The organism is Nonomuraea sp. NPDC049684 (genome assembly GCF_044465345.1).
In the GTDB taxonomy this organism is placed as follows: Bacteria; Actinomycetota; Actinomycetes; order Streptosporangiales; family Streptosporangiaceae; genus Nonomuraea.
In genome coordinates, this window is record NZ_JBITLO010000002.1 from 735,074 (window position 1) to 754,091 (window position 19,018).

Sequence of the window (19,018 nt, forward strand, 5' to 3'; positions counted from 1 at the left end):
TCACCAGCCTCCCGGGTTGTAGCCGTGGGCGACGAGCTCCTCCAGGCACGAGACCGGCGCGTGCGGGACGCCCGCGCCGTCGGGACCGGGCGCGAACACCTCGCTCGACAGCACGCGGCCGTCGCAGCCGTTGACCTCGCGGATGCTGGACACGTAGCGGCGCAGGGTGCCGCCGACGTGGTAGTCGTTGCGCTTCTCGATGAAGACGACGAAGTCGATCGCGCCCGCGATGAGCATGTGGGTGGCGTCGATGGGCAGCCGCTCGGCGGCCTGGAGGGCGTAGGTGGCGATGCGGTTGAAGACCTCCATGCTGGAGTTGGCGTGGATCGTCGACAGCGAGCCGTCGTTGCCCTGGGTCATCGCGTTGAGCATGGTGACGATCTCGTCGCCCAGCACCTCGCCGACGATGACGCGGCTGGGGTTCATCCGCAGCGAGCGCCTGACCAGCTCGGCCATGGAGATCTCGCCCTGGCCCTCGGAGTTGGGCAGGCGCTGCTCGAAGGCGACCACGTTGGGGTGGAGCTCGGGGAACTGGTCGAGGCCCAGCTCAAGAGCGCGTTCGACGGTGATCAGCCGCTCGCTGGGCGGGATCTCGTTGGCCAGCGCCCGCAGCAGGGTGGTCTTGCCGGCGTTGGTGGACCCGGCGATCATGAGGTTCTTGCGGGCCGCGACGGCGGCCGTCAGGAACCTCCCGATCTCCGGGCTGATCGTGCCGTTGCCGGTCAGGTCGGACAGGAAGACCTTGCCGAGGCGGGAGCGGCGGATCGACACGGCCGGGCGCACGGTGACGTCCATGACCGCGCTCAGCCGGGAGCCGTCGGGCAGCCGCAGGTCGAGCTGGGGGTTGGCGGTGTCGAACGGCCTGCTGGACAGCCCGGAGTAGGCCGCCAGGATCTGGATCAGCTCGACCAGCTCGTCGTCGGACTCGGCGACCGGGTCGTGCATGAGCTCCTGGCCGTCGGCGTAGCTGACGAACACGCGGTCGCAGCCGTTGATGTCGATGTTCTCGACCTCGGGGTCGTCGAGCAGCGGCTGGAGGCGGCCGACGCCGAACAGGGCGGCGTGGATGCCGGCCGCGAGGGCCTCCTCCTCCTCGATGGTGGGCGGCGTGCGGCCGAGGCCGATCTCGTTGCGCGCGTGCTCCTCCAGCACCTGCGAGATCAGCGCCCTGGCGAACTGGCGCTCGTCCTCGCCGGACATCGGCGGGACGCCGCTCGCCTGGTCGATGCGGCGCTGCTGGGCCAGCCGGTCGCCGACCTCCTGGCGGAACCGCTTGACGAGCGAGTGGTCGATCATCGGTTGCTCACCAGCCTCGCGGCGAGGTCGCGGGCCGTGCGGATGAGCAGGGACCGGTCGAGCCGGCCGCCCCACTGCCCGCGCAGCAGCTCGGCGCCCTTCGGGTCGTGGGCCAGCCCGTGGACGAACTGGACGATGGGTCCGACGATCCTGCGCACGTCCTCGATCGAGGCCCGGTAGTTGCGCGGGTCGGCGATCACGACGACGCCGTGCGCCTTGGTGATCTGGAGGCGTTCGCGCAGGTGGGCGACGTGGTCGAGGGTCGCCCTGGTGAGCAGGAGCACCTGCTCGGCCTCGGCGAGGAGGTCGGCGAGCTGCGGGTGGGAGCCCAGGCGGCCGCAGTCGGCGATCACGTCGGCGTCGGGGATGGCGGCCAGCGACCTGCCCAGCGGGCCCCAGAGCCAGGTGAGCCCGGCCGCCTGCTCGCCGTGGGTGAGCCCGGCCAGCACGTCGAGCCCGCCGATGATCTTCTGCGTGTGCTGGTGGATCTGGGCGGGTTCGAGGCCCCTGCGGGCGGTCGCGCCGAGCGTGAGCAGGCCCTTGCCCGGGTTGAGCACGCCGCCGTCGGCGGCGGGCAGCCGGTAGGCGAGGTCGCCGCCGGCCGGGTCGCACTCGGCCAGCAGCACGGGCCGCGGCCACACCGCCGCGAGGGCGGTGGCCGCGGTGGTCACGCCGGGCGCGCCCTTGTCGGCGGCCAGAACGATCAGCGCCACGTCAGCGCGCTCCCGGGAGCTCGGCCACCGCGATCTCTCCGCTGGAGGCATAGGCGAGTATTTGCGGCGAGTCCGACGAATCGACGATCACGGTGATCTGCCCGGAATTACCGCCGGTCCGGTTCTTGTCGCCGGTACTGAACACGAGCGCGCTCTCGGCGAGTACGCGACTTTGCCCCTGAGCCGTCCGGTTCGGCACGTACACGACCTGGACGCGGTCGCCCTGTTCAATGCCGGCGGGCATTTGGCCGGGTTTGAGGGCGAGACCGACGGTGGCCTTTCCCGGGCCCAGTTCGTCGCTGGCCTTGCTGCCCATCCGGTTGGTCAGCAGGGTGCCCGGCAGGATCGTGACCGCGGCGAAGCTGCTGGTCACCTCCGAGCGCCGGGACCAGGGGACGTAGTCGACGCCCGTGTCCGAGGCGATCTTGACCTCTTCGAGCATTCCGTCGTCGAACTTCTGGCCCGCTCCGACCTGCTGGGTGATCCTGATGGCGGAGACGCGGTCGCCGCTGCGCAGCACGAGCAGCGTGGTGGCCAGCGCTCCGCCGAGTATGAGCAGGACCGCCAGCGCGGCGAGGGCCGGCTTGCGTTCGCGTGGGGGCACGGGGAGCTTGCGCGAGGCCGGGCCGGACAACCCCGCCGCCGCGTTGTCGGCGGCAGGTTTTTCACTGGTCCTCATGGGTGGGGGGCTCCCATTGTGAAATGCGGAATTCACGCCCATTATGTGGGGCGCCCGGGTGAGGCGTGGGCGGAATGCGAGGACCCATGCTTGTTTCGCAGGTGGCACGATGTCAACCCGGAATAATCGATGCCTATTGTCTCTACCAAGTTGACTAATACCGATTTATCGGCATGCTCGTCACAGTTTTATCTTGAGTCGCAGTAATCACAGCTTTTTCACGCTTGATCGTGACGGTCGGCGCGCGGGTTATCCACAGAACCGCGTTCTCATGCCGGTGGCGTCAACCGGGACGCCTACTCTCGCTTCTGGCGCTACCTTGGCGCCCGAGGTCGAGCGAGGAGACGGCACATGCGGATCATGCTCACCGTGCTCGGCGAGCAGGGCGACCGTGACGTCGTGATCGACGGCGACGGCGGCGCCACGGTGGCCGGGGTGACCGAGGCGCTGAGCGGGCGCACGTCCATGGCGAAGGTCGTCCACCTGCCGCGGACGCGTGCGCCCTACGGCCTGGCGCCCGAGGCCGGTGGGCGGGGCGGGGCCGAGGCGCGCATCCCCCGTCCGCGCGTCCCCGACCGGCTCGACGTCCCCGCCGCCGTCCCCGGCGACGTCCCCGGCGACTCCGGGGCGCTGCTCTGGCGTGACGGGCGTCCGCTCGATCCGCGGGCGCCGGCGGCGGCCGTGCTGCGCGACGGCGACAAGGTCACGCTCGACCCGCGCCTGGCCCGCGCCACCGTGGTCGAGGAGCCCGGCGGGGTGGCCGAGATCCGCGTGATCGGCGGCCCGGCGGCGGGGGCTGTCCACCGGCTGGGGCTGGGCGTGCACGTCATCGGGTCCGACCCGACCTGCGCGATGGCCGTCGCCGATCCGCTCCTGGCCGCCGAGGCCGTCGCCGTGCGCGTGACGCCTGACGCGATCACCGTCGAGCGGGCGCACCGGCAGAGCTCGGGGCAGACCTCCAGGCTGAAGCTGAAGGGGCGGTGGGCCGAGGAGGTCGCCGAGCTGACCGCGCGGGTCGCCGAGCGGGAGGCGGCCGAGCTCGCCGCCGAGCAGGGCGACATGCCCGAGCTCGACGGCAGGGCGCTCACCGGGCCCGCCGAGTGGCCCGACCAGGCGGTGCTGACCTGCGGGTCCTCCGTGTTCGTGCTGACCTCCATCGAGCCGAAGGACGCCCACCTCGCTCCCAGGGGGGAGGGCGGCCTCGCCTACAACCGGCCGCCCAGGCTGCGCCGCCCCGAGCCGGAGCGCAGGTTCGTCAAGCCCAAGGAGCCGACCAGGTCCGAGGGCATGCGGCTGCAGTTGCTGGCCGCGCTCCTGCCCGCCGTGCTCGGCGTGACGCTGGCGTTCGCCCTGCACGCCCCCTACTACCTGCTCGTCGCCCTGATGACGCCGATCATCATGATCGGTCAGTGGTTCAGCGACCGCCGCCACGGCAGGAAGAAGCACAAGCAGGCGCTCAAGGAGTTCGGCGAACGCGTGCGGGCCTACGACGAGGAGGTGGAGCGGGCCAGGGCCGCCGACGAGGCCGCGCGCAGGTCCGACGCGCCCGACCCGGCCCAGGTCCTGCTCACGGCGACCGGGCCGCGCCGGCGTCTGTGGGAGCGCCGCAGCCACGACGCCGACTCGCTGCGGCTGCGCGTCGGCCTCGCCGACCTGCCCGCCAACCTCGACCTGTCGGAGGAGCAGGGCGGCCCGATCGAGCCGCCGCTCTGCCGCGCCGTGCCGGTGGCGCTGGCCATGCGCCGGCTCGGCGTCGCCGGCGTCACCGGCCCGCGCGGGGCCGCGACCAGCCTGGCCGGCTGGCTGATCGCCCAGGCCGCCACCCTGCACAGCCCGCGCGACCTGGCCATCGTGGTGGTGTCCGCGCGCGCCGACGGCGAACGCCGCTGGGGCTGGACCCGCTGGCTGCCGCACTGCGCCCCGCGATCGGGCGAAGACTGCGTGGCCCTGGTCGGCACCGACCCCGAGTCGGCCGCCCGCCGCGTCGCCGAGCTGGCCGCGCTCATCGACGAGCGCCAGAACACCGCCATCCCCGAGTTCGGCAAGATCCCCACAGGCTGGGACGATCTGGGCGGCCCCGAGAAGCCCAGCTTCTCCTCCTACGACGTCCGTCCCCACGACGTCCTGGTGATCCTCGACGGCGCCCAGATCCTGCGCGGCCTGCCCAACATGCCCCAGGTCCTGCGGCAGGGCCCCCGGTCCGGGGTGTTCACCCTCGCCATCGACGACGACCAGCGGCTGCTGCCCGAGGAGTGCCAGACGGTGGCGGCGTGCGGCTCCGACGGCCTCGTCCGCCTGCTCGGCGGGGGGCTCGACGTGATCGGGCCGGTGCTGGGCGACCTCGTCTCGTCCGCCTGGTGCGACCGGCTGGCCAGGGCCCTGTCCCCCATCCGCGACGTGAGCCGGGACGATCCGTCGGGCAACCTGCCCGGAGCCGTCCGCCTGCTCGACCTGATGGGCATGCCCGACCCGTCCGGCAAGGAACTGGCCGCCCGCTGGCGGGCCCGCGGCACGACCGAGGCGCTGATCGGCGTCGGCCCCGACGGCCCGTTCTCGGTCGACCTCAAGCTCGACGGCCCCCACGGGCTGATCGCCGGCACCACCGGGGCGGGCAAGTCCGAGCTGCTCCAGACGCTGATCTGCTCGCTGGCGGTGGCCAACCGGCCCGACCAGCTCACGTTCATGCTGATCGACTACAAGGGCGGCGCGGCCTTCAAGGAGTGCGTACGCCTGCCGCACACCGTCGGCATGGTCAGCGACCTCGACGGGCACCTGACCCAGCGGGCCCTCGACTCGCTGGCGGCCGAGATCCGGCGCAGGGAACGCCTGCTGCTGGCGGCGGGCGCCAAGGACATCGACGACTACGCCGGCCAGGCCCCCATGCCGCGCCTGGTGCTGATCATCGACGAGTTCGCCGCGCTGGTGGCCGAGCTGCCCGACTTCGTGGCCGGCCTGGTGGACATCGCGCGGCGGGGCCGTTCGCTGGGCATCCACCTGATCCTGGCCACCCAGCGGCCGGCCGGCGTGGTCACGCCCGACATCCAGGCCAACACCTCGCTGCGGATCGCGCTGCGGGTGACCGAGCCCGCCGAGTCCACCGACGTCATCGACCTGCCCGACGCGGCCGCGATCTCCAAGTCCACCCCTGGCCGGTGTTACGTGCGGTCGGGGGTGGGGGCGGCGATCGCCGTCCAGACAGCCAGGGTGGGCGGGCGCAGCCCCGCGCGGGTTCCCTCCGCCGGGAGGCCGGCCGGGCGGGTGCGGGTGCTCGACGTGGACTGGCGCTCGCTCGGCAGGCCGCTGCCGCCGCCTCCGGAGCCGGCCGAGGAGTCGGCGGACACCGATCTCGGCCTGGTCGCCGACGCGCTCGTCGAGGCGGGGCGGTTGGCGGGCGTCCCGGCCCAGCCGAGCCCGTGGCTCGACCCCCTGCCCACCCACCTGGTGCTCGACCTGCCCGACAACCCGCCCTCGCCCGCCTCGCCGGAGGGGGCCGGCGGCGGGTTCGAGGAGGTGGCGCCGCTGGCGTTCGGGGTGACCGACCGTCCGTGGCGGCAGGATCGGTGCCCGCTGGCGCTCGACCTGGCCGACGGCGGCCACCTGCTGATCGCGGGCTCCCCGCGGAGCGGCCGCTCGACGGCGTTGCGGACCATCGCGGGCGCCATCGCGGCCCGTACGTCGCCCGCCGACGTGCACGTCCATGCGGTGGACTGCGGCTCGGGCGCGCTCCTGCCCGTCATGGCGATGCCCCACTGCGGCGCCGTCGTCACCCGCGACCAGATCGAACGCGTGGAGCGGCTGCTCGGCCGCCTGCGCGCGGAGGTGGGCCGCCGCCAGCAACTGCTGGCCGAGGCGGGCCACGCCTCGCTGGCCGAATACCGCCAGGCCGGTCACCGCCTGCCGTGGCTGGTGTTCATGCTCGACCGCTGGGAGGGCTTCGTCGCCGCGTTCGAGAGCTACGACTACGGCCGCCTGATCGAAGCCCTGCTCCAGCTCCTGCGCGAGGGCCCGGCGGTGGGGTTGCGCGCGGTGGTCACCAGCGACCGGTCCGGCCTGCTCGGCCAGGTCTCGACGGTCTTCGACGACCGCCTGCTGCTGCGCCTGTCCGACACGTCCGACTACGGGCTGGCCGGGTTCCCGATGAAGGGCCTGCCCGCGTCCATGCCTCCGGGGCGCGCCCTGTCGCTGGGCGAGCACGGCATCACCGAACACCACATCGCCCTCCTCTCCGCCGACCCCGCGGGCCCCGCCCAGGTCGCCGCCCTGCAGGCCCTGGCCCGCAGCGCGAGCCCGCAGGCCGCGGGGCACGGGGGGCGCGGGGAGCGCGGCGGGCGGCGCGGGGAGGGCGAACAGCCGCTGCGCGTCGACGCGCTGCCGATGCGGGTCACCGCGACCCAGACGATGGACCTCGATCCGGCGTTCACTCCTCCGTCACCGCTGTGGGCGCTGGTCGGCGCGGGTGGGGACGCGCTCACCCCGCTCGGCGTCGACCTGCTGGCCCACGGGCCGGGCGCGGTGATCGCGGGGCCGTCGCGGTCGGGACGGTCGTCCGTCCTGGTGACGGCGGCGCGGTCGCTCATCGCCGCCGGCACGCCGGTCGTCGCCGTGGCTCCCCGACGGAGCCCGCTGCGCGACCTGGCGGACGCCGTGGCCGTCCTCGACGGGAACGCCGCCAACCTCCCCGAACTGGTCGCCGACCTGGGCCAGTACGTCGTGGTCGTGGACGACGCCGAACTGGTCGACCCGGACTCACCGCTGGGCACGTCCTTGGAGGAGGTCCTCCGCTCGGGCAGGGACGGCGATCACGGCCTGCTGATCGCCGGCTCCACCGGTGACCTGGCGGTCGCCTATCGCGGCTTCGTGGCCGAGACCCGCAAGTCCCGTACGGGCGTGCTGCTGTCGGTCCAGGGCCCGACCGACGGCGACCTGTTCAGCATCCGACTGCCCCGCGGGGCGGGCGGCGGCCCTCCCGGACGCGGCCTCCTGGTCACCACCGGCAACATCACCCCCATCCAAGCAGCCCTCCCAGACACCCCCTGACCCACCCACCGAACCATCCACCCGTGTGAGCCGCCCTGGCGACGGCGGCCATCCCGGTGCCTGGGATCAAGCTCATCGGACAGGAAGGCGTGCCTGCCTGAGATTCCCGCCCCTCCAACCCGGGCCCGACCGGCGGTGCATGACGTTCGGAATCAGGTCCATCGGAGAGGGCGTGTACTCGCGTACCCGTTTCGGGCCAGCCTTGCCGAGACCAACCGCGGGTGAGTCACACAGGTCTGGCGGCCCTTGTCTGACCTCCAGGATGGGCGCGTTCGTCGGACGGGAGGTGGTACAGGCCCGTGCCGCTCTGCGCCGGTCTTCCTGGTTCCCGACGCGTACGGGCCGTGGGCGGGGGATGAGGTCAGGAGTCGTCGGCGGGGAGGGTGTACATGCGGACGAACAGGGGGCGGGCGTCGGGTGGGGCCTCGTCTGCGGGGTGGCTGTATTTCAGGAGGAGGGCCACGTAGGCGTCGTGGAACTCCCTGAGCTCGTCCTTGGTCATGCGGGCGAGGCCCCGGGAGCCCTTCACCCAGTCGGGGTCGGTCTGGAAAGCGGCGGGGACGCGGTCCAGCAGGGCGCGGTCCTCCTCCAGCCCGATCCGGTGGAACTCGGTCAGGACCGCCTGGTCCTCCGGGCCGAGGTCGCCGGGGTCGGGGAGGCGGATGTCCCTGGGGAGTTCGGCGCGGCGCCACCAGCGTTCGCGGCCGGAGGAGCGTTCGGGGATCTCCTCGATGAAGCCGTACTTCTCCAGTTGGCGCAGGTGGTAGCTGGTGGTGCCGGTCTTGGCGCCGAGCAGCTCGCCGAGGGTGGTGGAGGTGGCCGGGCCGTGGATGTTCAGGTGGGTCAGCATGCGGCGGCGCATGGGGTGGGCCAGGGCCTTGAGCCGGTCGGGATCGTGGAGCACCAGGGGCTCGTCGTCCTTCATGAGGAGCAGGCTAGTCCTTGAGGACGATATCTGCAGACATGTCTTTGCCGAGACCTCTCTGCAGACTACTGTCGGCAGTATGCGAAACGTCTTCACGGCCTCTGCCGCCGTCTCCCTCAGCGCCGTCGCCGGCGTCCTGTTATGGCTCAGTACGCCCGGACTGGGTCGTGCCACCCCCGCGGCCGACCTCACGTCGAGCACCGCAACGACAGCCGATCTCGTTTGGAAGGCCGCAACGGTGGGTGAGGGACGGCGCGCCACTGGGGCTGGGTCGGGCCTACCCGATAGCGCAGGCCCGGTGGCTCCGAGCGGCCTCGCGGCTCTTGCTGGCCAGCCGGTTCCAGGCAGCCTTGCGGCTCCCCGTGGCCTGGTGGCTCCCGGTGGTCTCGCGGTTCCGGGTGACCTGACGGTCCATGAGGTGACGTTCCGCGGCAGCGGCGGGCTGGAGTTGCACGGCAGCGTGATCAGCCCGGCCGTCAGCGCGATCAGCCCCTCAGGCGCCGGCAGCGCGGCCCAGTCCGGCAGTACGCCCCAGGTCGGAGGTACAGCCCAGATCGGAGATGCAGCCCAGGTCGACCTTAAGGGCCAGTCTGGAAACACGGTCCAGGTCGAAGGCCCGGCCGGGGAGGGGCGGAGTGGCGCGGTAAGGGAGGGCTCGAAGGGGGCGGGCGGGCAGGGTCGGAACCTCGCAACCGGAGAGAGCCGGGACAACCCGTCTGGGGAGGGCTGGAACGGCCCAGGCGGGTGGAGCTCGAACGTTGCCCGTGGGCGGGTTGGGGTTGTGTTGGTGCATGGGGCGGGGACGGGGACGTCTCGGGAGAAGCTGCTGGGTGAGGCCGTCGCCTTCGCCCGGCAGGGCCTGACGGTGCTGATCTACGACAAGCGCTCGGTCGGCTATTCGCTGTTCCATCGGTCGTACGCGCAACTCGCTGACGACGCGCTCGGCGCGGTCGCGGCGCTGCGCAAGGAGCCTGGGGTCGATCCTGGCAAGGTCGGCATCTGGGGACTCAGCGAGGGCGGGTGGGTGGCGCCGCTCGCCGCCTCGAAGTCCAAGGACATCGCGTTCGTGGTGGTGGTCGGGGCCAACGCGTTGCAGCCCCTGCGGCAGCAGACGTGGGCCGTGGCGGCCGGGTTGCGCAAGGCGGGGGTCAGCGGGTCGCTGGTCGATCACGCCGAGCCGAAGCTGTACCGGGTGATCGCGGACGGGGACATGTTCCCCGAGCCCTACTACGATCCCGAGCCGGTCCTGGCCGCGGTGCGGCAGCCGGTGCTGGCGATCTGGGGCGTCCACGACCTGCTGACCCCGCCCCGCGAGACGCCGCCGCTGTTCCGCGCGGCGTTGGAGAAGGGCGGCAACAGGCGGTACACGTTCCGGTTCTTCGAGAAGGCCGATCATGCTGCTCATCTGACTCCGGACGGCGGCGTCACGCGTCTGCCCGAGCTTGCTCCCGGGTACGCCGAGCTGGTGGGCGGCTGGGTGGCGAAGGCGACCTCGGGTCAGGCTCCGGTCGCGGAGGTGTCGGGACCCGCGCCCGTCCAGGCGGACGACTCCGTCGGGACGCCGCCTCCCGCGTGGTGGGAGTCGGCCTTCGCGCAGACGGCGGTCCTGGTGCTGTTCGTGGTCGGGTTCGCCGGATACCCGACGGTCGCCGTGATCCGCCGGATCCGCCGGCGCGGCGCGGCCCGGGGCACGCCGGGCAAGGGGACGGCAGGCAAGGGGACGGCAGGCAAGGGCACACCAGGCACGGAGATCACGGGCACGCAGATGGCGGGCAAGGGGGCTGTGGCGGCTCGGGTGGTCAGTGTTGGGGGGCTTGCGGTGGCGGTCGGTGGGTTCGTCTACCTGTTCTATCTGATGTCCACCGGCGGGAAGCTGGCCGCGCCCGGGCCGATGCTCCTCGGCAGGCCGCTCGTCTGGCTGGCGCTGCAGGCCGTGGCGGTGGCCACCGTCGTGGCGACGGTGCCGGCGGCGCGCAGGTGGCGGCGGGAACGCGCGACCGGCGAGCGGGTACGGCTGGGCCTGCTCGTCGCGGCGGGTGTGGCCTTCGTTCCGTGGGCGTTCTATTGGGGTTTGCTACTTCCGTAGAGGTTCATGACACAAGAGCGTTCTATGCTGATCCCTGCGATACGGGGAGAGGTGAGATGCAGACCCGGAAGGACCTCTACCAGGCTCATCGGCTGATGCAGCAGCGCCTGGGCATGGCGTTGCTGCAGGCTGAGCCCGATGTGCCGGAGACGCCCATGCGGCGGCTCAACGTGGCGATGTTCTGCGGCGTGCTCGTGGGCGTGCTCATCGCGGCGGTGTTCGGGATCTGGGGGCTGCTCAAGCCCGGCGGGGCGACGAACCTGACCGAGGCCGGCCAGCTCCTGGTCGAGGAGGAGACCGGCGCCACCTACGTCTACAGCCAGGAGCAGGCGCGGCTGCTGCCGACGGCGAACTACGTCTCGGCGCTGCTGCTGCTCGACGCGACCGACTTCAAGGTGCGCAACGTCTCCGCCGCGTCGCTGGCGACGCTGCCGCGCGGGCCGCTGGTGGGCATCGCGGGCGCGCCGGACAGCCTTCCGGCCCGCGAGAAGCTGGTGAAGGGCCCGTGGTCGGCCTGCGTGACCGAGCCGGCGCAGGCCGCCGGGGCGCGGGGGCCGTACGTCACGCTGGTGGGCGGGCAGGACGTCGGCGGGACGCCCGTGGGCGGCGACGCGCTGGTCGTCACGGACGGCCAGCAGGGCTGGGTGGTCTGGAACGACCGGCGCATGAAGGTGACCGAAACGGGGGTGCGCGCGCTCAACGCGCATCCCAGAAGAGTGCCCTCCACCTGGATCAACGCGATCCCGCCCGGCCCCGACTTCATGCCACCGGCCTTCACCGGCCTGGGCCGGCGCGCCGTCGCCCCCGGGGGCGGCAGGGGGGCGATCGGTCAGGTCTACACCGTGAAGGGCATGGGCGGGGCTCCCGACCGCTGGTACGTGCTGCTCGCCGACGGGCTCGCCCCCGTCAACCTCACCCAGGCGACGCTGCTGCTCGCCGACCCGAGGACCAAGGCCGCGTACGGCAGGCGCGCCGCCGTCCCGCTGGAGATCGACGCCGCCACGGCGAACGGCAGGACCTCCCGCCAGAGCCTCACGGTCGGCGGCCTGCCGACGAGCCTGCCCAGAACGATCACGTCCTCGGCGGCGCTGTGCGCGGTGTACGCCGACACGCAGAACGGCTCCGCGCAGGCGAAGATCACGGTCGGCGCCACGATGACCATCCCCGTGCCCGCGGCCCGGAGCGACCAGGAGCACTTCGACCAGGTGCTGCTGCCCGCCGGCGGCGCGGCGCTGGGCGGCCTGCTGCCCGGTGACGGCCAGAAGGCGTTCATGCAGACCTACTTCCTGCTCACCGACCAGGGCAGGAAGTTCCCGCTGCAGACCGGGGACCAGATCAACAAGCTGGGGTACGGCGCCGAGGACGTCACGCCGGTGCCCTACAACCTCGTCCACCTGATCCCGGAGGGGCCGGCGCTCGACCCGGCGGCGGCGCGCTCACCGGTGCAGGTCACGGCCCAGTGAGCCACGCCCCGGCCCGCCATCGGGCCGGGGCGGCCTGACCCGGGACAGCGAATCAGAGCAGCGGACCGGGACAGCGGGCCGGGACAGCGGGCCGGAGCAGCCGGACGAGGTGCGGGTCAGGGTCAGGGTCAGATGAGGCCGCCGGCCGACATGCCGGGCATGCTCGGCATGCCGCCGTTCTTGCGCTGCAGCGAACCGGGCCTCTCCTCCCCGTTGCTGACGTACTCAAGGTCGCTGGGCCCGAAGTCGGCATGCGGGCGGCCCTTGTCGATGACCTGGGTCATCGTGGCGCACAGGCCGTTCACGGCGACCAGGATGCCCGCGAGCATGGCGGCGGACTTGACGTTCTTGCCGACGATGCCCCTGAGGATCTGGGCGAGCGCGATCAGGATGCCGTTGATCTGCCCCCGCATCACCACGGCGACGAAGATCGGGACGATGAAGGTCAGCCATTTCGCGGCGGCGAGGGCCGTCGTGATCGCGGCCACCAGACAGGCGACGTAGACGGCGTAGTGGTAGAGCGTGGCGATCGTGTCCATGCCGCTGGAGACGTTCTCGAAGTAGGTCGACGCCGCCGTCACCTGCTTGGCGAAGGCGTCCGCGGACGACTTGAACGTCTCCCAGGCCGGCCCCGTCCAGTACTCCTTGGTGGCGACCTCCTCGGAGAGCTTGACGACCGCTTCGCCGATGGCCTGGAAGTTCATCCCGTCCTTGCCGTCGACGGGCGCGAGCCAGTCCAGGGCCGCCTTCGCCACGGCGCCGGGGTTGGACACGAGGGTGCCGACCATGATCGCGACATTCCTGGCCAGCGGATAGTCGAACAGCACCACGGCGTTCGCGGCCACCACACCGGCCGCGGCGAGGATCAGCCAGCGGTCTTCTTCGTATGCCATGTCGTCTTCCTTCTCACTCGCCGAGGACCGGCGGCGCGATGTCCATGTCGTCGAGCCAGTCGTTCTCGTCGCCGCGCACGTACTCCGGCTTGTCCCGCTCGCGGTTCTGCTCGTTGCCGGCCGCGCCGCCCGACATGGGCATGAACGGCATGCCCGACATGCCGGCCGCGCCGGCGCCGCGCAGGCCGCCGGCGGCCGCTCCCGCGCCCGTGGTGGTCCCGCCGGGGCTCGACGAGCCGCCGTAGCCGCCCGCCGTGGGGTAATCGATGGGACGGCCGTTCAGGTTGCCGGTGCTGGGAATGGCGGAGTTCAGGGCGTTGGGGTCCAGACCGGACAGCTTGGTCTGGGACGGGTCCGGGAGCGCGTTCTTGAGGTCCGGGACGCCGGTGTTGTGGTTGAGCTGGTCCTCGATGGACGGCGTCTTGGGCAGGTTCGCGTTGATGGCGTTGGGGTCGGGCAGGTTGTGGTCGGGGAGCTTGTTGTCCGGCAGCTTGTTGTCCGGGAGCTTGTCGTCCGGCAGCTTGTCGTCGGGGAGCTTGTCCTCGGGGAACTTCTTGTCCGGCAGCTTGTCGTCAGGGAGCTTGTAGTCCTGCAGCTTGTCGTCGGGGAACTTCTTGTCCGACAGCTTGTCGTCGGGCAGGTTCATCGGCGGCAGGCCGCCGCCGGGGCCGCCGCCCAGCTTGCTCGGATCGATGCCGCCGCCGGGGGGCGTGCCGTCGCCGTACTCCTTGATCAGGCCGTCGTTGTCCTTGTCGACCTTCTCGTAGTTCTTCTCCAGCTTCTCCAGCGCCGTCTTGTAGTCCTTCAGGACGGTCCTGGCCATGGCGACCGTGTCGCTCGCGCCGTTCTTGATCTGCTCGTGGGCGTAGGAGAGGCCGAGGCCGACGATGCCGAACCCGGGGGATTCGACGTGGATCCCCTTCGTGTTCGTCTCGATCTTGCCCATGCCCGGTTCCTGGTCGGCGATGTCGCTGCCCAGTTTGCTGATCTTCTTGTCGGTGAACCGGATCGTGGCCCCGCCGAGGCCCGCCGGGGATAGTCCCAGGCTGGCGGCGGAGTTATCCCCTGCGCCCATCTGACCCTCCCTGTCCGAAAACTGCGTTTTGCACAGTCCTGGCTACGATATCGACAAATATCAACTTTTAGCGTGAACACTTTGCGAATGATCTAGACTGGCCGTTGATCAGGATGGCAGCCTTTCCCACATGCGGATCAAGACCCTGATTGTGGGCGTGTGCGGCATCGCCGCGCTCCCCCTCACCGGTACGAGCGCGGCCGCCGCCAGCGCCGCCGTCGTCCACCAGCTTCCGTTCCCGTGCGGCGAGACCTGGACCGGCGACAGCAACGACAGCAGCGCGCACACCGGCGGCTACGAGATCGACTTCAACGGCTCGTACAACGACGGCAACGCCGACATGGGCCGTACCGTGGTGGCCTCGGCGGCCGGCAAGGTGATCATGTCGGAGTACCGGACCGCCGACGGCTTCGGCAACGTGGTCAAGATCCGGCACGCCGACGGCAGCGTCTCGCTGTACGCCCACATGAAGAAGCGCACGGTCTCCGCGGGCGCGAACGTCGCGCAGGGCCAGCAGATCGGCCAGGTGGGCAACACCTCGGCCAAGTACAAGGGCATCATCGCCCACCTGCACTACGAGCAGCGCACGTCGTCGGGCACGATCGTGGCGGCCAGGTTCAACGGCACCACCTTCGGCTACAGCCACCAGACGCTGAAGTCCAACAACTGCCAGGGCGGCGGCGGCACGCCCGCGCCCGCGAACCCGGGCAAGCCCAGCACCGGCGGCGGCGGCAACCCGTACTCGGCCGAGCAGGTCTGCGGCGCGGGCTACAAGCAGATCGACTCCGCGCCGCTCGGCAACCAGGGCCGGGTCGTCCTGCTGTACTCGGCCTCCACCGGCCAGAACTGCGTCACCACGCTGCGCAACAGCGGCTCGGGCAAGGCGGCCGTGCGGGCCTACCTGGAGGTCAAGGGCAAGGCCAGGAGCACCGACGCGGGCAGCTACCAGTACTACGCCGGTCCGGTCCGGGCCAAGGCCCTGCGTACCTGCGTGAAGTGGGGCGGCGCGATCGGCGCGAACGCCTACGACAGCCCCTTCGAGCACTGCGACTGACGCGACCGCGCGTCCATGAGCGGGGCGGCGCCTCCGGGCGCCCCCCGCACCCGCCTTCCCCGCGCGGGGAAGGGCCTGCGGGCAGGCAGGGGGCCGCGCGCCAAGAGCGGGCCGGTCGCGAGGATCGGCCCGCGGGCGCGGTGCGGCGGCTCCGGGCGCCGGGCGAGCGCGCAGCGCGGCCTCAGGCGAGCGTGCTCGGCGTGGTGCCCTCCGGGCCGCCCCACACGTCGTCGTCCTCGGCGAGCCAGGTCGAGTTCTCGCTGTCGTGCTTCTCGCCGCTCTCGCCGCCACGAGCGGGCATTCCGCCCATCATGCCGGGAGAGACGAACCCCGCGCCGCCGCCGGCGCCGCGCATGGCGGCGCCCGCCGCCCCGCCCTCGCCCGCTCCGAGGCCGCCTCCGGCTCCCGATCCCACGCCGCCGCCGTAGGGCGAGCCGCCCGTGGTCGTCGAGGGGTAGGCGCCGTTGGGCATGCCCGACATGGACGGGTCGTACCCGGCCAGCTTCGTGGTGCCGTCGCCGGTGCCCGACGGCAGGCCGGCGGTCGAAGTCGTCGGCGCGGCGCCCAGCGAGGCGCCGTTCAGGGCCGAGGTGTCGGCCCCGCCGTACGGGTTGTCCCCCGCGTCGTAGCCCTGGATGCCGCCGACGTTCACGCCGGAGCCGTTCGTGCCGGAGCCGTCGGGATAGTGGACCGCCGGGTAGGCGCCCGCTCCCCCGTCACCCGGCATCTTGCCGTCGATGTACCCGGGGCCGCCCGGCACCGCGTCAGGACCGAACGAGGAGACGGGGATGTTGCCCGCCCCGCCCTTGCCGTTCAGGTCCGGCGCGCCCGGCACGCCTCCGCCGCCGGTGTTGAAGTCCGGCAGCTCGGGGACGCTCGGGTCCGGCAGCGCGGTCTGGACCTCGACGGGCAACTGCTTGTAGTGCTCGACGATGCGCTCGTTGACCTTCTTGAGGTGCTCGACGGCCCGCTTGTCGCCCCGGTAGAACCGGTAGAACGGCACCCGCCCGGCCCAGTCGACGTCGCGGTCCGTGCGCGAGTCGTGGTCCATCGACTCGACCACGTTGGCCTGCGCCCATTGCAGCGTCTCGCCGTACCCGTGGACCGGGCGGCCCATCTCGCCGAGCTTCCTGGCCAGCTCGCGCACGCTGGCGTGCAGCGTCTGGAGCTGCTTCTGCGTCTCGACGGCGGCCGGGCCCGTGTAGTTCTCGGCCAGTTCGGCCGCCTTGGTCTTCAGGTCGCCGGCGAAGCCGTTCAGCAGCGTCTCGGCCCGCGTGTAGTAGAGGCCGGCGAGCTTCACCGACTCCGGGTCGGTGGCGTCGATCCAGTCCTTGACCTTGTCGAGCGTGTCGCTGAACAGGCTGCCCATGAACGACACGTCCGGGGTGGAGGTGTCGACCGGGCCGGTGTTGTAGACGAGCTTGAACGTCTGCTTCTTGGGTTCGGCCATGGGTGTCAGGCCTCCCGCCGCGCGGCGGCTTCCTCGGTCGCCTGCTCGGCGCCGCCGGACGCCTTCGAGATGTCGAGCAGCGCCTCCACCGTGCTGTCGCCCTGCCCGACCATGGCGGCGTACAGGCCGCTGGTGGAGCCGGGCTCGCCGATCAGCTGGGAGTAGGCCGAGTTGACCGCCAGCGCGAAGTGCATGGCGGCCGGCCACTCGCCCATCTGGTTCTGGCTGAGCGCGCAGTAGCGCTGGAGGTCGGGCAGCGAGCCGGCGCCCTCGGGCAGCTTCGGCCCGGGGGTCGGCTGCCCCGGCGCGGTCAGGTACTGCGTCACCGGCGGGAGCGTGGGTGTCTTCAGCTTCTTGAGCAACTCGCCCAGCTCGCCGGCGATGCGCTTGATCTCCGTGCGGTTGGTGTAGTTGTCCTTGTCCCCGTCGAGGCCGGGCCAGTTGGGGTCCAGTTCGAGCGCCATGGCCGCCTCCTTAGCCGATCACCGGTGAGATGGAGCCCTCGTGGTGGCTCCACACGTCGTTGTCCTCCTTCAGGAGGGTCGAGGTCTCGACCTGTCCCTCCTCAGGCGCCGCTCCGGCACCGCCGCCGAACGGCATGAACGGCATGCCGGCGCCGCCCATCGCGCCCGTCCTGGCCGCCGCCGCGGGCGCGCTGCCCTGGACGTACGAGCCGGGGCCGCCGATCACCGCGGGCGTCCCCGCCGACGGCGAGGGGTAGGCGGGCTGGTTCACGAGCGGCTGGTTCGGGGTGCCGGGGTACCCGGGGGTGGTGGTCGGGTGGTACCCGGCGGTCTCGGTGGCGCGCGGGTCGCGGACGTCCACGTCCTGCGACTGGGTGGCGCGGTCGCCGGTGGTGTTGTTGTCGAGCACGGGCGGCGTGGTGCCGTCGCCGGTGGTGGCCGAGCCGCCGGTCCCCGATCCGGTGTCCTGGCCGCCCGGCCGGTCGGAGCCGGGGGTGTCCGTCCCGGGGGTGTCCGGCCGGTCGGTGCCCGGGTTGTCGCCGCCGGGGCTCTGGTCCCCTGGGCGGGGGTCGGTGCCGTTGCCGCCGTCGTGGCCGCCGGTGCCGCCGGTCCCGTCGCCGCCCGAGCCGCCTGACCCGCCCGACCCTCCGGAGCCGCCGTGCGTGCCGGAGCCGGTCGAGCCGCCCGTGCCGCCGCTGTCATGGCCGCCGCCGGTCCAGTACGCGCCCTTCCGGTACGGCGAGAGGTCGGTGAGCGGCATGTCCCGTTCGGGAGCCGGCGCCTCGGCGGGCTTCACCTCGGGCAGCTCGACGACGACGCTCTCCGGGATCTGGAAGTCGTACAGGTCGACGATGTGGTTGTTGAGCTTCTCCAGCGCCCGCCGGGCCACGTCGGCCTGCATCTCGGCGGGCGACTTGGTGGGGCCCGGCGCGGGCTCCGGCACGTGGTGCGAGGTCAGGGGCCCGAGCACCGGCGGCGTGTACGACGGCGACGGCGTCGCGGACGGCGGCTTCGGCGCCGCGCCCGGCGAGGGCGCGGGGACCGCCGTCTTCTGGTTCTTGGCGGCCTCGACCTCTTCGATCGCCTTGGGCAGGTAGTCGCGCCCGTAGAGGATCAGCGCCTCGGACATCTTGTCCATGGCCTCGGCGATCTCGTGCCCGGAGGCGTTGAGCAGCTGGAGCGCCCGCTGCGCCTGGGCGGAGGTGTCCGACCGCCAGGCGCCGGACAGATCCTTGCCGATCTGGGGCAGCGCGTCGGCCACCCCGCGGATGACCTTGGCCACCTGCTTGTAGGACAGGCCCCGGTCGTGCACCTCCATGGCGGAGGTGGCCTTGAGCCATCCCTCGATCTGCTCCCGCGACGCGGTGACCGGCTCGCTCTTCGGCCGCCGGGAATTGTCACGGATGTCGACCTTGCGCTCAGCCAACGCTGCTCACTCTCGGACCGGGTTCGTCTTGGCGTAACTGTCGGCGCTGTCCCTGATCGCCTTGACCAGTTTCTGGCAGCACTCGACGTAGTCCTGGTACAGGGCGGTCAGCAGCGCTCCGCGGCCCTCCATCGACACCTGGCCACCGGGGTCCGCGCCGGTGCTGCCGACGCTGTGCGCGAGGGCGCTGGCCGCCGGCCACCGCCCGATGTGCTCCTCGCCCAGCGCGAAGTACCTCGTGAGGGTCTCCACCGAGCCGGTGACGCCGTCCCTGTTGCCGCCGGCGCCCTGCGTGAGCGCCAGGGCGATCTCCAGGTCGTCGGCGATGGCCCGCATCTTGCCCACGTTGTAGTAGAGCTCGGCGTCGGTGTCGTCGAGCCCAGGCCACGGTTCGGGTTCGAGCCCGGCCATGATCCTCCCCCTAACCCGGCTCGGCCACCGTGCGGGTGGCCGAGCA

The 19,018-nt window shown here is 72.1% G+C and carries 14 protein-coding genes; 4 read left to right on the forward strand and 10 right to left on the reverse strand.

The window, feature by feature from the left end:
- The 3 genes from ACIBST_RS09145 to ACIBST_RS09155 are packed head-to-tail and all read right to left on the reverse strand — an operon-like array spanning position 1 to position 2,688.
- Complete coding sequence (locus tag ACIBST_RS09145) at positions 1-1,296, reverse strand: CpaF family protein (RefSeq protein ID WP_397170377.1); 1,296 nt, start codon at positions 1,294-1,296, stop codon at positions 1-3.
- On the reverse strand, positions 1,293-2,009 hold the full coding sequence (locus tag ACIBST_RS09150; RefSeq protein ID WP_397170379.1) for a hypothetical protein: 717 nt from the start codon (positions 2,007-2,009) through the stop codon (positions 1,293-1,295). The genes ACIBST_RS09145 and ACIBST_RS09150 overlap by 4 nt, the downstream gene beginning before the upstream one ends.
- A gap of 1 nt (position 2,010) precedes the next feature.
- Positions 2,011-2,688 (reverse strand): hypothetical protein, encoded by a 678-nt coding sequence (locus ACIBST_RS09155; protein ID WP_397170381.1) that lies wholly within the window; start codon positions 2,686-2,688, stop codon positions 2,011-2,013.
- 351 nt (positions 2,689-3,039) lie between these two features.
- On the opposite strand from ACIBST_RS09155, the gene ACIBST_RS09160 reads away from it, so the two are divergent.
- Positions 3,040-7,725 (forward strand): FtsK/SpoIIIE domain-containing protein, encoded by a 4,686-nt coding sequence (locus ACIBST_RS09160; RefSeq protein WP_397170382.1) that lies wholly within the window; start codon positions 3,040-3,042, stop codon positions 7,723-7,725.
- 361 nt (positions 7,726-8,086) lie between these two features.
- On the opposite strand, the gene ACIBST_RS09165 is transcribed toward ACIBST_RS09160, so the two are convergent.
- The gene (locus ACIBST_RS09165; protein WP_397170383.1) at positions 8,087-8,650 is read right to left on the reverse strand and encodes an ArsR/SmtB family transcription factor; all 564 of its coding nucleotides are present in this window, start codon (positions 8,648-8,650) and stop codon (positions 8,087-8,089) included.
- A gap of 781 nt (positions 8,651-9,431) precedes the next feature.
- Here ACIBST_RS09165 and ACIBST_RS09170 point away from each other — a divergent pair.
- Both ACIBST_RS09170 and eccB read left to right on the forward strand, forming a co-directional pair.
- The gene (locus ACIBST_RS09170; protein ID WP_397170385.1) at positions 9,432-10,736 is read left to right on the forward strand and encodes an alpha/beta hydrolase family protein; all 1,305 of its coding nucleotides are present in this window, start codon (positions 9,432-9,434) and stop codon (positions 10,734-10,736) included.
- A gap of 56 nt (positions 10,737-10,792) precedes the next feature.
- A complete protein-coding gene (eccB, locus tag ACIBST_RS09175) occupies positions 10,793-12,199 on the forward strand; it encodes a type VII secretion protein EccB (protein WP_397170387.1) in 1,407 nt (468 codons plus the stop codon).
- Between the two features lie 128 nt (positions 12,200-12,327).
- Here eccB and ACIBST_RS09180 read toward each other — a convergent pair whose 3' ends face one another.
- On the reverse strand, positions 12,328-13,092 hold the full coding sequence (locus tag ACIBST_RS09180; protein ID WP_397170389.1) for a hypothetical protein: 765 nt from the start codon (positions 13,090-13,092) through the stop codon (positions 12,328-12,330).
- Between the two features lie 13 nt (positions 13,093-13,105).
- A complete protein-coding gene (locus tag ACIBST_RS09185) occupies positions 13,106-14,167 on the reverse strand; it encodes a hypothetical protein (protein WP_397170391.1) in 1,062 nt (353 codons plus the stop codon).
- Positions 14,168-14,297: 130 nt separating this feature from the next.
- Between ACIBST_RS09185 and ACIBST_RS09190 the strand changes: the two genes are divergently transcribed.
- Positions 14,298-15,221, forward strand: a complete 924-nt coding sequence (locus ACIBST_RS09190) for a M23 family metallopeptidase (protein WP_397170393.1) — start codon at positions 14,298-14,300, stop codon at positions 15,219-15,221.
- Between the two features lie 181 nt (positions 15,222-15,402).
- On the opposite strand, the gene ACIBST_RS09195 is transcribed toward ACIBST_RS09190, so the two are convergent.
- From ACIBST_RS09195 to ACIBST_RS09210, 4 genes are read right to left on the reverse strand one after another with little or no spacing between them, the layout of a single operon-like run.
- Entirely contained in the window at positions 15,403-16,671 is a 1,269-nt protein-coding gene (locus ACIBST_RS09195; RefSeq protein ID WP_397170394.1) for a hypothetical protein, read from the reverse strand.
- A gap of 5 nt (positions 16,672-16,676) precedes the next feature.
- Positions 16,677-17,135, reverse strand: coding sequence for a hypothetical protein (locus ACIBST_RS09200; RefSeq protein WP_397170395.1), 459 nt, complete (start codon positions 17,133-17,135; stop codon positions 16,677-16,679).
- 10 nt (positions 17,136-17,145) lie between these two features.
- Positions 17,146-18,561 (reverse strand): hypothetical protein, encoded by a 1,416-nt coding sequence (locus ACIBST_RS09205; RefSeq protein WP_397170397.1) that lies wholly within the window; start codon positions 18,559-18,561, stop codon positions 17,146-17,148.
- A gap of 6 nt (positions 18,562-18,567) precedes the next feature.
- The gene (locus tag ACIBST_RS09210) at positions 18,568-18,972 is read right to left on the reverse strand and encodes a hypothetical protein (protein WP_397170399.1); all 405 of its coding nucleotides are present in this window, start codon (positions 18,970-18,972) and stop codon (positions 18,568-18,570) included.
- Positions 18,973-19,018 lie beyond the last annotated feature (46 nt).